Origin of the sequence: Odoribacter sp. N15.MGS-14 (assembly GCF_000980245.1) — a bacterium.
GTDB classification, from domain to species: Bacteria; Bacteroidota; Bacteroidia; order Bacteroidales; family Marinifilaceae; genus Odoribacter; species Odoribacter splanchnicus.
In genome coordinates this window covers 1-15,263 of the sequence record NZ_LARE01000035.1, presented here as the reverse complement: position 1 = coordinate 15,263, position 15,263 = coordinate 1, and the positions used below count along the sequence as shown (strand labels likewise).

Genomic DNA, 15,263 nt, shown 5'->3' with positions numbered 1-15,263 from the left:
TCGTTACTAATTCGTCTCCGGTGATCGGGATTGGAGACCCGGTCGCTTCTGTCGGTCGTCTGGCTTTTTCTATCACTGACCGGCGGAACTCCTCGCAAGCTCGTCAGACACCACCGGTCGGGCGTTCAGAAAAAGTAAGACGACACTCGCCAGAGCTCCAATGGTCGCCAATCCCGATCACCTTCGCCTAAGGTTATCACAGAATTGTATACCGGTCTTGATTTGATAAAAGGCATTTTCTTTGGAAATAATCCGGATGATCAGGCTTCCTATTGTTGTAAATTTCCGCTTGTATTTTCTTTACCGGTTAGCTCTGCCGTGAGATGGAGGGTTTTATGCCGGAAGACCATTGGAGCGGGGACGAGGATCCGGTTAGGGTTTCCGAACGCCCGACCGGTGGTGTCTGACGAGCTTGCGAGGAGTTCCGCCGGTCAGTGAAGGAAAGCCTTAGCGGACCGTTCCAGGCGAACCGGTCTGACGGTATAAAAACCGGAATCGGAATAGAAAGAAAAAATAAACCTACGTTTATAAGTGTAAATATGTATATAACTACCAAATTTATTTCGTCAAATGAATATAGTCCGTCAATATAGTTTGGATGAATTGTAAATTATTCATATGAGTTTCTATTCCGGTCAATTCCTTGATCTTAGCCGATAAAGGCTCCAGGAGTTTATACTCTTTGTTTTTTTCGAATTCCCGGAACACTTCCCGGACAATGGCCATGTCTTTATCCGAAAGCATAGCGATTTGGGGAAAAGTCGGCTGGTAAGATTCCGGTGTTTCGAAAAAACTGATCCGTCTCAGATCGGTGTCCTTTTTTTCATGAATGACCGTGGTACCTGCTGCCAAATCCCCGAGACGCTGCATTTTCGAACTGATGATAATGCTCAGCATAGCAAGAATACCCATACTGGCACTGATGTCTACCAGACGCAATATCCAGCGCAACAGACAATTCCAGAAAGAGAGCTTTCGGCCGTCGAGCCGTACGACCCTTAAATGTAAAGTTAGTTTACCCAGACTCCTGCCATGAAAAAAGTATTCACAAACAAAATGGTAACACATTAAAATGACTAATAAGATAATGGCTGTCGTGGTGTTCCTGAAAATACTACTGAGGGAAGCCAGGGTGAAACAGAGTATGTATATTCCGCCTAAGAAAGCCAGGTCGATGAGGGTTGCCCCTATCCGGTTCACCAATCCTGCCGGCTGGTATGCAATATTGACGTGCTGGGCAGTACGTATAGATATATCCATATAAGTTGAATTTATATTCTATTTTATCTTGCAAACATATGTTTTTTTCTGAAAAAAATATACTTTTATGCTGTTTAACTGAGAGTATGAAAGAAGCCCGGTTTATTTCACGCAATAAAGATAAATGGAAAAATATGGAAAACGGACAGCAACCGGATGCGGAGCATTTGGCTGCTAATTTTATCGAATTGTCCGATGATCTGGCTTATGCCCGTACTTTTTATCCGGGAAGCGAGGTGGAACGCTACCTGAACCAGCTGATTGCCGGTTATCAAACCGATATCAACTCGCGGCCTGTGCGGAAAAATAAACCGATATGGTATTTTTGGAAACAAGAATTGCCTTTACTGTTGGCCAGCGAATACAAAACCTTACTTTTTGCCTTTTTCTTTTTCGTGTTGTCGGCTTTTGTCGGGGTATTTTCAGCTGCTCACGATGAGTCGTTCATCCGCTTGATTTTGGGAGATACTTATGTGAATATGACCATCGATAATATCACTTCCGGTAAACCGATGGGCGTTTATAACCAGGGAGACGAATGGGAGATGTTTTTGCGGATTACGACGAACAATATCCGGGTGTCTTTTATCGCTTTTGCTTTCGGGTTATTTTTTTCGGCCGGAACTTTGTGGATCCTTTTCTCGAACGGGATGATGATCGGTGCTTTCGAATATTTTTTCTATAAATACGGTTTATTGGCCCACTCCGTCATGTCGGTATGGGCACACGGTACTTTCGAGATTACTTCGGTTATTATTGCCGGAGCTGCCGGGCTGATTATGGGGAATAGCTTTTTGTTTCCCGGGACTTATCCCCGTTTGTTTTCTTTCAGGCGGGGAGCTGTTCGTGGGGTGAAGATCGTAGCGGGATTAGTTCCCTTTTTTATTCTGGCCGGCGTGATCGAGAGTTATATTACCCGTTATGCAGATGCTATGCCTGTCGTCGGTGCACTCTGTATCGGGATTTCGGCTGTCGGCGTGATCGGTTATTTTATCGTTTATCCTGTGATCATCGGGCGCAGACAGAAGTTGAACGAAGGAGAAATAGATTGATATTTTAAATATACATGTGAATGGAAAAGATTAATTTTAATCAGGTACGTGGGTTCAGTGATTCGATTACCCTGACTTTTAATTTTATTAAACAGGAATTTAAGCCTTTGCTGAGGTCTTTTGCGGTGATTGCCCTGCCTGTTGTTTTTATCGGATTGTTTTTTATGAGCTATTCGGCTCGTGAGAGCTTGATTACGATCGTACAGCCTGATCAATATGCCGGATCGTCGCTCGATATGCTGACCAATAGCCTGTTGACCAATCTTTTGACGATGGTGATCTATTTCTGGATGTCGCTGATCGGTATCGCTTATATTCGTGTCTATCAGGATAAAGTTGCTGCGGCCGACGAGGCAAGAATCATTCCGGGAGAGGTTTGGCAGGTGATGTGGCGTAATCTGGGTAAATCCCTGTTGTGGGCAGTTATCTATTTGCTGATGGTTGTTTTCGGTATGATACTCTTTATTGCTCCCGGGATTTATCTGGGAGTCGTTTTTGGTTTCGTATTCTATTATATGATACTGGAAAACCGGTCGATCTCGGCGGGAATGAGCGGTTCGAGAGAGCTGTTGAAGGGAAAGTGGTGGAATTTCTTCGGGTATGTGATCGTTTTACAGTTGATTGTCGGCGGGCTTTCTTATATTTTTTCCATTCCCTACCTGGTATTGACTTTTAAGACTATTTTTACCCAGCAGCTTCCTGGAATTTACGAAACGACTTTTAGTCTTTTGTTCGCCAACCTGGGACAAAGCCTGTTGCAACTGATCTCCGTGGTGGGTATTGCAGTCCGGTTCTTCACTTATCTGGAACAGAAAGAACATACCGGTCTGTTGAGTAAGATCGGACAGATCGGGAATAGGGATAAACAAATGCCGGAGCGTGAAGAAATGCATTGAATATATTGTTTTTGTCGTCGTTCTGCTTGTGGGGCGGGGAGGGGGGTATGCTGCTTCGGTTTCGGCGGAGTCGGTATCGGATTCTAGCCGGATCGCTTATCGGGAACGTACTCCCGGAGAAAACTTTTTACAACAGTACCGTGACGATCCGGCATTCGATTATTCGGTGAAACCGGTTGCCGAAACCGGCGATTGGTGGCAGAGATTGAGGTGGTGGCTCATGCAGCATATCTTCGGTAGTTACACGCATAAAGATATCGTATGGCTGGACTTGTTGCTGAAAGTGCTGGCAGGGCTGATCGTCGTTTTTGGTATTTATAAACTCGTACGCAGCAAGTTTTGGCTGACTGCAAAATCGGAACCGGACTTTCAGAAAACGATGGACCCCTGGATAGGTGAAGCCTGGAACGAACTTTCTTACCGGCAAATGCTGGAACAAGCCGTGGCGGAAAATGATTTCAAATTGGCTATCCGCATTCGCTATGGAGGCTTGTTGCATTTGATGGATGAAAAAGGAATGATCCGCTGGGATGCCCATAAAACGAATAGATCCTATTACTATGAATTGAAAGATAAAGCCTTAAGGGATGATTTTGAAAAGCTCGCTTATATTTTCGATTGCGTGTGTTACGGCGATTTTGAGGTGAGTGCTTCTCTGTATGGGCAACTTGAACCGGTGTTCGACGAATTCCGGGATAAACTGAAAAAATGAAGATTAGAAATTTTGTCGGTATTGCATTATTGTTGATCTTATCACTGATCTACACCTGGTATGAGGCAAATCGTCCCCAGCCGGTAGATTGGTCCGAAACGTATTCGCCGAAGGATAAGATCCCTTACGGTACTTACATTACATACCGGAGCTTGCCTGAATTATTCCCGGCTTCAAAGATCAGGACTTCGCGCTTGTCGATAGCCGAAGAGTTCGGAAGTGGGCGGGATACATCTGCCGGGACATACATTTTTGTCGGTTCGGACTATCGGATCGATGCCCTTGAATTGAAACATTTGATGCAGTGGGTAGAGAAAGGAAATGATATGTTCGTTGCCGCCGGGTGGATTGCCGACACGCTGTTGAATGCTTTATCTCTGAAGCTGGAACAGAATTTGAACCCCAGCGGCAGTAAATTGCTTTTTGCTCCCGGGCACGTATATCCGTTTTATAAAATCCGGCACGGTAGCTATTTTGTCTTGCCGGCTGATTTTAAAGGCGAACGTTTGGGGGGTAGGATCGATAACGATTCCACTGATTTTATACGCCTACCCTATGGGCGGGGACAGGTATTCCTGAATTTGAATCCCTGGGCTTTCACCAATCGCTGGGTTTTGGATAGTGTCTGTGGCGATTATTATTACAAGGCGTTGTCGTGGTTACCGGATAAAGGTCGAACAGTGATTTGGGACGCTTACCGCACCTTGGGAAGGCAGGAAGCACAAACACCTTTGCGGGTGATTCTGCAATATCCTGCCTTAAAATGGGCGCTTTATCTGTTGCTGGCAGGAGCTTTGTGTTATGTGCTGTTCCGTGCACGGAGAGAACAACGTCCGATTCCGGTAATCCACCCTCCGGAAAATAAAATGCTCGAATTTATAGCTACCGTGAGTTCGCTTTATTATAAACAGAAAGAACATTCGGCGATTGCTTTAAAACTGATCGACTATTTTCTGGGAGAGGTCAGGACCAGATATCAACTGGCTACCGACCGGCTGGACGAACCCTTTATCCTCGGATTATCCGCACGCTCCGGGGTAGAGGAGGAAGATACCCGCAGACTGGTACAGCTGATCACGGAAATCAGGACCACCCGGCAGGTGAATGAAACCGAATTGCGTAATTTGGTACAGGGAACAGAACTTTTTAACAGGAAATTAAATCAATAAAATATGGATGCTGGTTTTGAAACGAGAATAGATTTTTCAGCGTTGAATGAGAAAATTAGTTTGTTAAGAGAACAAATGGCCCGGGTGATTATCGGGCAGCGGCAAGTGGTCGATTTGTTACTGACGGCCTTGCTGGCCGACGGCCATGTTTTGATCGAAGGAGTGCCCGGGGTGGCCAAAACATTGATGGCTAAAGTGTTGTCCCATCTGATCGAAGCCGGTTTCTGCCGCATTCAGTTTACTCCCGACCTGATGCCGAGTGATGTCCTCGGGACTTCGGTATTTTTACCTTCTACAGGAAAATTCGAGTTCCGGCAGGGGCCTGTATTTACCAATATTTTATTGGTGGATGAGATCAACCGCTCACCGGCAAAGACGCAGGCAGCCCTTTTTGAAGTTATGGAAGAAAGACAGATTACCAATGATGGCGTAGAATATGCTATGGAGTTTCCATTTATGGTCGTCGCAACGCAGAATCCGGTAGAACACGAAGGCACTTATCGCCTGCCGGAAGCCCAACTCGACCGGTTTATGTTTAAAATTTTAGTGGATTATCCCAGGAAAGAAGAAGAGGTTGAAATATTGGAATTACACGATAAAAGATCGTCCGAAAGTTGGAAAGAACAAACTCCGGTGGTATCGGTCGGGGAATTGAGCTATTTACGGGAGAAAGTACATGATGTGCATGTCGACGAAAAAATAAAAGCTTTTATCGTAGATATCGTCGGTACAACCCGCGACAATGCCTGGTTGTACCTGGGTGCCTCTCCCCGGGCATCGATCGCTTTGATGAATAGTGCAAAAGCATTTGCTGCCATCAGCGGACGTGATTTTGTCGTTCCTGAGGATGTATTATATCTGGCTGCTCCGGTATTGCGGCATCGCGTGCAGCTTTCGGCCGAGAAAGAGTTGGAAGGGGTTGTGGTGGATCAGGTCATTCAACAATTGATCGCTAAAGTCGAAATTCCCAGATAATGAAGGAACTCTTTTTGAACCGGCGTTTTTTTATGTTCCTGTGGGGTGGGGTATTCGCTTTACTGCTGACCTTCGTATTTCCTCGGGTATATCCCTGGGTAATCTGGGCTTTGGGATGCGGAGGGGGACTCGTCGTTGTGGATATCACCTTGTTGTATGGATTCGGAAAGGCATTCGGTGCACAACGTATCGTAGGGGATAAATTTTCCAACGGGGAAGAAAATCCGGTACGGATCCGGGTGGAAAACAAGTATCCTTTTGCGGTCCGGGTGCGTGTCGTAGATGAAGCGCCGGTCGAATTTCAGGAAAGAAACAACAGTTTGAATTTTTGTCTGTCCTCCCACGAACACAAAGAAGGTACTTACTTCCTCCGCCCTGTAAAACGAGGGGCTTACCGGTTCGGGCAGGTCAGGGTATTCGTGACCTCCCGTTTGTCGCTGGTCGAACGCCGCTATTCCTTCGAAAAAGAAAAGGAAGTGGCGGTTTATCCTTCCTTTGTCTCTATGCGGAAATACGAATTACTGGCATTTACAGGCCGGCAGTCCGGTAACGGGATAAAACGGATACGGGTGGCCGGTATTTCCACAGCTTTCGACCAGATAAAACCTTATGTCCAGGGAGATGATCCCCGTACCGTAAATTGGAAAGCGACGGCCAAATGTAACCGGCTTATGGTCAACTCCTATACCGAAGAACGTTCACAACCCGTGTATTGCGTGATCGATAAAGGACGAACCATGCAAGCTCCTTTTCGGGGAATGACGACTTTGGATTATGCGATCAATGCCACCCTGGCCTTGGCGAATATCATTCTGAAAAAAGGAGATAAAGCCGGATTACTGACTTTCTCTGATAAAGCCGGAGCGTTGATAAAAGCAGATAACCGCCGGTTGCAGCTGAATAGTATCAGCGAGGCGCTTTATAGTCAGCAGACTTATTATCTGGAGTCGGATTTCGAGCAATTGTGCATCACGGCTTCCCGGCGGATCCATAACCGGAGTCTGCTGATCCTTTTTACAAATTTCGATACCGTCAACGGGATGAAGCGCCGTTTGCCGGCCTTGAAAAGGTTGACGGATAACCATTTGCTGCTGATCGTTTTATTTGAAAACACAGAGATCAACAGGGTGGTGACCGAACCGGCCTTGAGTATCCGGGATATCTATTTCAAAGCTTTAGCCGGAAGTTTTATTACAGAGAAAAGGCGTATCGCCCACGAGCTGAGAAATGCCGGTATTTATACCATTCTGACCGAACCCGAAAAACTGACCGCTACGGTGATTGATGGCTATCTGGAAATGAAGGAAAGGGGACTTGTTTAAATCTGCTCTTCTGCTGTATCGATCCCCGTTGCAATTTCCTGGATAATCCCTTTTCGGATATAGACTTGCCGGGCATGTTTCCGTACCAATGGGCGGTAGTATTCGAAAATAATTCCTCCGAGAGCACAGGAAACACCTGAGATCAGGATGATAGCCGGTAAACCGATTTGCTTTTCCAGACTGCCCAGAAACATACTCCCCACCGGAGCTATTCCGGTGAAAGTCATTGCCAGATATCCCATGACACGTCCTCTTTTATCTTCATCGGATAACGTTTGTAACAGGGTATTGATAGAGGCTACCGTACTGATGATGGCAAATCCTGCTGGCAGGCAAATGAGTGCTGCAATCCAATAAGTATCGATATACGATAGAATCATCAGGCTGATCCCCAGCAGGAAGGCCGATATCGTGACTACCTTACCCAGGCCGACTACGCTTTTGCGGGCTGCGAGGTAAAGGGCGGCCAGAAAAGAGCCCACTCCGATGCAGGATAGTAAAAATCCCAGCATCTCGCTATCTCCCTGAAGAATATCCTTGACATAAGCCGGAATAAAAGTCATGAGCGGCAAGCCGAAGAAACTAACGGCACTCATTAACAACAACAGGGCCCGTATGGGAATGTTACCGGACACATAGGAGAAACCTTCTTGTATATCTGTGAGCACATTCTGCCGGCGGTGCTGAACGGTAAAAGGTGACAGGCGCATCAGGGAAAGGGCGATGATGACTCCCAGGTAACTGATCCCGTTCAATAGAAAGCAGAGCCCTTCACCGAAGATTCCGATCAGTACTCCTCCGACTGCCGGGCCGATGAGCCGGGAACCATTGATCACAGCCGAATTGAGCGCGATGGCATTGCTGAGATGTTCTTTGGCTACCAAACTCGGATAGAAGGCTTGACGGGTTGGATTGTCCAGTGCGTTGATGCAACCGATCAGCAGGCTTAAAATCAGGATATGCCATACTTCGATCACGCCGCTCAAGGTCAGTACAGCCATCGAAAGGGCTTGTACCATAGATAAAGATTGGGTCAGGATCAGTATTTTTTGCCGGTCGAAACGATCGACAAAAACACTCATGAGGGGGGTGACCAATAAAATCGGAATTTGGGCCATAAAAGTTACCGTTGCCAGCAAAAATACCGAACCGGTCAGGCGGTATACCAACCAGCTCATCGCAATCTGTTGCATCCAGGTCCCGGTCAGCGACACACACATCCCCGTGAAATACAACCGGAAATTACGCGTCTTCAACGATATCAGAATAGATGAAAAAGCCTTACCGTTATCCGGTAAGATCTCCCGTAATCCTCGAATCACTTTCTTTTTCTTTTAATCCCTGATTTTGTTTCGTTTAAAGCCCCAGTTCCTCTCCGATCAAAATGACTTTGATTCTGCCTGCCGGATAACTCTTTTCTGTAATTGTCCAGACGTTACAAATCCGGTCGGGGCTATTACAATCCATACATACACCGGTCTTGTGGCATGGGGTACGGAAGCCTTCATGGCGTATTGCATTTCGGGGAGCTGCAATGGTCCTGACCCGGTGCATGGCTTCCTCCAGGTTTGCGGTGATTTTATTGATACCGATGAACAATACCACATGTTTAGGCCCGAAAGTGATACCGCCGACCCGGTTACCGATCATATCCAGATTGACCAATTGACCTTTTTGTGTGAGGGCGTTGCTCCCCGTTAGAAACAGGTCGGTTAACAGAGCCTGGCGTCTCCAATAGATCTTTTGTTTCCGGCTCATACCCGGAGCGAAACTATCGATGACCGAGAGTTCCGGATTTTTTCGCAATTCATTCAAAACGCCCGTAGCCTTCATCGTTTCGGAATCGCCCCAGGAAACAGTCTCCACCTGTAGTCCCGGAAAGATATCCCGGAAAAATATCGCACTGGCTTCGGCTGTATTATGGGCAAAAAATACTTCGAAATGGTTGTGGCGTAAAGCTGCAATAGTTTTGTCGATGATTTCTTTGTTCATATTTTGTTTACTTTTTGTCTGTTTTAACGTATACGACCGATGATTATCCGTGAATCATCGATGCTGTCCGCTGTAGTTACAAAGCCGGTAAAGAATGTAAAAACAGCCTGGAACTCTTGTAACTGAAATGATAGATTAAGTGATGGACAAAGATAGGGATTTACTCTTTTTATCTGGAATTTGTTTGTTAATATTTCATTTTATAATTTTACGCCCTTAATAACATCGATTATGAAAAGATTGCTCACACATTTAGGTCTTCGGTTTTTTCTGCTTTTTTCCTGTATTTTTCTTTCCTCGTTTTTTATTTCACTTTCTGCTCAGGAGTTTGTAAAAGGGGGGGCGAATGGTTTCGAATGGCGGTTGATAGGCCGTGTATTTTTTGACGGAGGGTATTTTTTTAACGATACCACCGATTTAGGTAGTAGTTTTCAGGTGAACGATATCCGTTTAGGGACCCAGATTCGTTTTCTGGAGCACTGGGAAGCTAAAATAGAATTGGGGTATGGAGACAGTAAGATCAGTATGAAGGATATTTTCCTGACTTACAAATTCGGTGAACAGGCTGTCCGGGTCGGTTATCAATATGAGCCTTTCGGAAATTCACGGGTAGGAACGACGAATTTTCGTTTTATGACCAATGCTGCTTCGGATAAAGCGTTGGGAAATTCCCGGAAATTGGGGGTGGGCTACAGCTATAATCATCAATGGTTTAATTTTATGGGAGGTATATACAGCGACGGAGATGTACAGAAGTCCAAGTCGCTGGATCAGGGCTATTCCCTGGCGGCGAAACTGATTGGCCGGCCTCTGTTGAAAGATAAGAAACTTGTCCATCTTTCTGTCGCACCCCGGTTCAGTAGCGGACAGGAAACGATCACTTTCAATGCCGGCATACCGACCGATTTATTGACGAAAGACGATAATTCGTATGTAGAGGCAAAAGTGGATCAGGTGATTAATCAATGGAAGCTCGATCTCGAAATGATTTTGCTCTACAATAAATGGTATTTCCAGGGGCAATATTTTCTGGCACACCTGAATCGTTTTCAGGCCGATAATTACAATGGCAAAGGATGGTACGGTCAGATCGGATACATGATTCTGGGAGCAAAGCATAATTATAATGCTGCTACCGGTATGATCGTCAATCCTGCTCCCAAAAGCCTTGAAGTGTTATGCCGCTATAATATGATCGACCTGAATGATGCCGGTATCCGGGGAGGGAGACTGACGGATATTTCTTTGGGAATGAATTATTTTATCAATAAATATGTAGCAGCAAAAATCAATTATACCCATATGATGGTCGGAAATAGTTCGCCCAAGGGAGGTGATGATTTCGACCTGATTCAGGCCCGGCTGCAATTTTCATTTTAGTTTGCAGACGATAAAAATTTCCTTACCTTAGACCGGTCGGAAAAGTCCATAAATTTTCCGGATCGGATGGGCTTATTCTGTCGGAACCGATAGATTTAATTTTAATAATATGAAAAAGATTCTGGTAAGTTTAGCCGTATTGTGGTGTGTGGCACTCGGTGTACAGGCACAGGATAATCAGGAGTATGAGAAGCAAGTTGCCAAGATGTTGGAAATGACTCATACCATGGATGCCATGAAACAAATCTTCCCTCAGATGACAGCTATGTTAAAGCAGCAGTTGCCTCAGGCCCCCGATGAATTTTGGAAAGAGCTGGATGCTTCTATGAATGGGATGTATGACAAGATAATCAAGGCGGTGATCCCGGTGTATAAAAAATACCTTACACTGGATGATCTGAAAGAGATCATCCAGTTTTATGAAACTCCGGTAGGAAAGAAATTGTCTGAAATGAATCCCAAAGCGACAGCCGAAATATTACCTATCGCCCAACAGATCGGGATGCAGACGATGCAGGAACTGATGCAGAAAGCACAGGAAAAAGGGTATTTGAAACAACAATAAAAAGGGATTCCGACAAGTCGAATTTTCGACTTGTTGGGATTAGTGTCCCATGTAGGGATATACATGGGTATAGGGCTGATTGGCGGGACTTTCGGTTCCGGATTTTAAGCTATTTATTAAAGCTGATCAGCGTGTTCAAAGAATGTACTGATAGATCAGTTGTCGGTCTGTTTACGGCAGAGTGGGCCTTTCTTTCATTAATAGCCCGTTTCCTGTTCTAAAGGCGGGTATCTTATTTTTCTTTTTATACGGTAGTTTTTAGATATAGACCGTTTTCTCTGTTTTTTATTCAATATACCGATCCGAAAGCGGGCCATTAGGGGATTTCTGTTTTGGGAATATATTTATTTAATCTTTTCGGATAACATAAACTTTATCTAAAACTGTATATTTGTTTGTATCTTTTTCTTAATGAATATCGATAAATATTTTTATTATTGATAATTATGTTTAAATTCGTATCGATTAACCTAAAAACTTAAATTTATGAAGCAAAGTTTTTTATTCAGTGTATTTGTATTGCTTCTATTGTTTTTTTCGTGTTCTAAAGAACCCCAGGAAAATTTTGAAGCAGAAAGTAATGAATCCGGACGAGTTCTTCCATCGGTTACCGATTACCGGATTGATTCTAGTATTTTGATGGCTTTGCAAAAAGAGACGTTTTTTTTGAATGCCGTTTCGATCGACAATCAGAAAAGGATTATCGAAAAGTCGAATCGGTCAGAGCCGGTCGTTAGAACGGATTTACTTTTGATGAAACCCGACGATTTCATTTATTTATGCGAAAAGTATGATTGCAATGTAACTCCTTATCTGATATCGGAATTAGGTAAAACGGCAGCTGAACGATCGGCTTTCCTGCTAAAAGACGAGGTTGTAGAAACAAAATCTCAGATCGATGTTATTGCCAGTTGTCAGGCTGTAAAAAGTTTGGTGGTCAGTAAGATTGCTGAAGCCTATCAGTGGGCTCGTGAGAAAAATCATATATCGAAAGATTGTGATTGTTCTAGTGCGAATACTTATATGAGTCAGGCTATTTCGAATTTGGAATACATGCTTATGGCGACTTATCCAGCTACAAGTGGAGAATGGAAACTATATCGGAAGATTTATGAGTTGTCCTCGGGATTTCAACGCGATGTGTCAGGCATGTCGATGTCCGATGTAGAAGAATTTGTCAATTTGGTTAACCTGGATGTTCTTTTTACGAATTTGAAAGGAGAGATTACAATGTGGGGGAATTCGGTATTACCTAATCATCTGACTTTTTTCGTAACTTGTCATAAAACCCATACCTGTCCGGTTTGTGGTGAAGTGAATTGTAATCGTAATCATACCTCTCCTGACCCTGATCCTGACCCTGATCCCGGTGAAGGCGGAGATCATGGGGGTGGGGGAACCACTCCGTCGACTCCTTGTGAGTATTGCGGATCGGCAAATTGTACGGGAGAGTGTGTGGCAGATATTAAAAGAGTAGCCCCTCAGGCAATTCGGATATTTAAAATCGATCGCAGTATTTCAGTCGGTATGTGGGAACAATTGGAGTTTGTCATTAACAGTATGTTAGGAGGTGATGTGATGGTCGATTACCTGGCTCAGACGTTAAGAGAAAAAATCAATTTGACCCTTTCTTATAATGGAGGTTGTAAAAATATATTTCTCACGAATACAATCAGTATAAGCACACGTAATGCTTATATCGAGGCAGAGGATTTTATAAAATCCTTATTTCATATCTATCAATACCAGTATTATCGGGAATATAATATGAGTTATGCGATGAATCTTGAATTTGAAGCAGAGACTTATCTCTATCTTTCCAATTGTATCCTCGCTGGAAATACCACCGATGTCGGCGGTTGTCCGGTATTCGATGATGCCGGAATCGAAAATAGATACAAGGCTTGGATTGAAGAGTGTGTTTATATTTTTGAGAATAATTATGGGATAGGAATTCAGGGTTCAGATTATGTTGATTTTTTGATGTCCTATAGCAATGCTACTCATGCAGGAGATACCCTTGATGAATATGAAGGTATGCAAGTAGATACTTCTAAAGAAATGTTGGCGGCGATGTTTAGCTTTTTAATGGAAACACGTAGTCGTCTCTAGGGCGGATAAAGTTATCTTTAATATTCTATACGTAAAGGCTGAATGATATAATTGAAATGATCTCTAAAGGTCGGATAAAAACTTTTAGAGATCATTTCGTTTTTTATCGTTATCCGGATTTTAAAAGCTGAAAAGAGAGAATGGTTTATAAAGCCCCTGAATTTTGGGGTACTTTTTTGCAGTTGCAGGTATGGCTGATCGGAGCCTAGGGTTCATTTCGTTACTAATTCGTCTTCGGTGACCGGAATTGGTGACCATTGGAGCTCTGGCGAGTGTCGTCTTGCTTTTTCCGAACGTCCGACCGGTGGTGTCTGGCAGAAACGTAACGTAAAGTTTTTTGCACAGTGAGGAGTTCCGCCGGTCAGAGAGTTCTTCGAATAGGTGAGAGAAAAACAAAATCTTTTGTTTTTCCGAGCAAGAGAAGAACCGATGAAATCAACGGAAACCTTAGCGGACCGATTCGCCTGGAACGGTCCGACGGGATAAAACCCGGAATCGGAATAGAAAAAAATTATACCTACCGTTTGAATAGATTAGTATCACTTCGTTTCTGATCAGTATCTCTTTGGAGATTCTTGGTCGGCAACCTTGGAGTCTGATAGGGAATTTTATCAGGAATGAAGTTCCACCAATCAGCAGATGTATTAATCAGCGAAGCGTTGATCAGTAACCGAAGATTACAACACTGATCTTTTTCTGGCAAAGCCAGAAAAATTTACCTTTTCGGTTTCTGTTTGAGCAACGGATGGCGCATATCGTATTTCTCTTTCCCATATTGGGGAGTTTCGTAGATATAAGCCGGAATTTGTTTACCTTCCTCCTGGGCTCTTTTAATCAGATATTCCAAAGCGGTCGCATAATAATAATGCGGCATCGCTTCATCACGGTCGTACATGTTATAAGCGACATATTTGGTATATTTTATCTTCTTGGCCAATTGTTCGAAAGTCAGTTCATTATCGTTATAATCCGGATTAACGCGGGTATAGAAAGACAACGCCTTGACGAATTTGGCCTGATCGATATTTTTATCCTGTGCTAACCGGTCGACTAAGTCCCAGGCTTCATCGTATTTGTTTTGCTGGAATAAAGTTGTCAGTTCTGCCATCTTCAGATTATAATATTTACCATCGAAATTGCATAACGACTCGGTAAATTCTGTTGGAGCGTATGCAGTCGCTTCGGTGAGTTTGGCATCGACGGCTTCTTTACCGAACAAACGGACGAATTCATCATAATGATCGGCCACTTCTTTTACATACGGATTATTGTATCCCCCGATACATTCGACATATAATGCCCAGATTTCCGGATCGGTGAGTTTTCCTCCCATTTCGATCAATTTATCAAAATCCTTTTGTACGTTCCGATTACCGGAAACCTTCTGCCTGTGGATATAGTCGATCAGAAAATCACTGTCATACTTCCCGCTCTTGTATTTCTCCGTTAAGTACACAGAACTGAGTTTTGGGTCGAGTGCACCTTCCGCGTCGGCGATAAAATCGGCAGCCGGCTTATTTCCTCCGCTCCGGTGAATAAGCTTTTGCGTTTTAGGGTTTACGAAAATATAACTCGGATAGGAATGTATGCCGTATTTTTTCGCCAATTCCCGTCCTTCACCTTTTTCTGCATCGATTTTCAGACACACGAAATTTTTATTGTACATTTCACCTACCTGTGGCAACGGGAAAACCGTCAGGGCCATGTTGAGACAGGGTCCGCACCATTCGGTAAAGAAGTCAATAAAGATCTTTTTCTTTTCCTTTTTGGCCAGGGCTACCGCTTCGTCCCAGCTGCCGTGGAAAAAGCGGATTCCGCTTTCCTGCGC

At 44.1% G+C, this 15,263-nt stretch carries 13 protein-coding genes; 9 read left to right on the top strand and 4 right to left on the bottom strand.

Annotation, left to right across the window (positions count from 1 at the left end; translation table 11 throughout):
* Positions 1-558 precede the first annotated feature (558 nt).
* Positions 559-1,260 (bottom strand): RDD family protein, encoded by a 702-nt coding sequence (locus WS34_RS08890; RefSeq protein ID WP_046403701.1) that lies wholly within the window; start codon positions 1,258-1,260, stop codon positions 559-561.
* Positions 1,261-1,346: 86 nt separating this feature from the next.
* Between WS34_RS08890 and WS34_RS08885 the strand changes: the two genes are divergently transcribed.
* From WS34_RS08885 to WS34_RS08860, 6 genes are read left to right on the top strand one after another with little or no spacing between them, the layout of a single operon-like run.
* A complete protein-coding gene (locus tag WS34_RS08885; protein ID WP_013613140.1) occupies positions 1,347-2,312 on the top strand; it encodes a stage II sporulation protein M in 966 nt (321 codons plus the stop codon).
* A gap of 20 nt (positions 2,313-2,332) precedes the next feature.
* Complete coding sequence (locus WS34_RS08880) at positions 2,333-3,208, top strand: hypothetical protein (RefSeq protein ID WP_046404372.1); 876 nt, start codon at positions 2,333-2,335, stop codon at positions 3,206-3,208.
* A complete protein-coding gene (locus WS34_RS08875; protein WP_046404370.1) occupies positions 3,192-3,920 on the top strand; it encodes a DUF4129 domain-containing protein in 729 nt (242 codons plus the stop codon). The genes WS34_RS08880 and WS34_RS08875 overlap by 17 nt, the downstream gene beginning before the upstream one ends.
* Complete coding sequence (locus tag WS34_RS15555; RefSeq protein ID WP_022159556.1) at positions 3,917-5,089, top strand: DUF4350 domain-containing protein; 1,173 nt, start codon at positions 3,917-3,919, stop codon at positions 5,087-5,089. The genes WS34_RS08875 and WS34_RS15555 overlap by 4 nt, the downstream gene beginning before the upstream one ends.
* A gap of 3 nt (positions 5,090-5,092) precedes the next feature.
* Positions 5,093-6,064 carry an AAA family ATPase gene (locus tag WS34_RS08865; RefSeq protein ID WP_046404369.1) on the top strand — a complete coding sequence of 324 codons (972 nt, stop codon included), beginning with the start codon at positions 5,093-5,095 and terminating at the stop codon, positions 6,062-6,064.
* Positions 6,064-7,386, top strand: a complete 1,323-nt coding sequence (locus WS34_RS08860; RefSeq protein ID WP_046403694.1) for a DUF58 domain-containing protein — start codon at positions 6,064-6,066, stop codon at positions 7,384-7,386. The genes WS34_RS08865 and WS34_RS08860 overlap by 1 nt, the downstream gene beginning before the upstream one ends.
* On the opposite strand, the gene WS34_RS08855 is transcribed toward WS34_RS08860, so the two are convergent.
* The gene (locus WS34_RS08855; protein ID WP_286693693.1) at positions 7,383-8,708 is read right to left on the bottom strand and encodes an MFS transporter; all 1,326 of its coding nucleotides are present in this window, start codon (positions 8,706-8,708) and stop codon (positions 7,383-7,385) included. The two genes, WS34_RS08860 and WS34_RS08855, sit on opposite strands and share 4 nt — an antisense overlap.
* A gap of 34 nt (positions 8,709-8,742) precedes the next feature.
* Positions 8,743-9,378: a lactate utilization protein gene (locus WS34_RS08850; RefSeq protein ID WP_022159551.1), complete on the bottom strand. Its 636-nt coding sequence runs from the start codon at positions 9,376-9,378 to the stop codon at positions 8,743-8,745.
* Positions 9,379-9,609: 231 nt separating this feature from the next.
* On the opposite strand from WS34_RS08850, the gene WS34_RS08845 reads away from it, so the two are divergent.
* The 3 genes from WS34_RS08845 to WS34_RS08835 all read left to right on the top strand — a co-directional run bounded on the left by WS34_RS08845 (position 9,610) and on the right by WS34_RS08835 (position 13,435).
* On the top strand, positions 9,610-10,758 hold the full coding sequence (locus WS34_RS08845; RefSeq protein WP_022159550.1) for an OprO/OprP family phosphate-selective porin: 1,149 nt from the start codon (positions 9,610-9,612) through the stop codon (positions 10,756-10,758).
* Positions 10,759-10,867: 109 nt separating this feature from the next.
* Complete coding sequence (locus tag WS34_RS08840) at positions 10,868-11,323, top strand: DUF2059 domain-containing protein (RefSeq protein WP_046404367.1); 456 nt, start codon at positions 10,868-10,870, stop codon at positions 11,321-11,323.
* A gap of 486 nt (positions 11,324-11,809) precedes the next feature.
* A complete protein-coding gene (locus WS34_RS08835) occupies positions 11,810-13,435 on the top strand; it encodes a hypothetical protein (protein ID WP_046404365.1) in 1,626 nt (541 codons plus the stop codon).
* A 715-nt stretch (positions 13,436-14,150) separates the two neighbouring features.
* Here the strand turns inward: WS34_RS08835 and WS34_RS08830 are convergent.
* A partial coding sequence (locus WS34_RS08830) for a thioredoxin family protein (RefSeq protein WP_046404363.1) occupies positions 14,151-15,263 on the bottom strand: 1,113 nt, incomplete at its 5' end.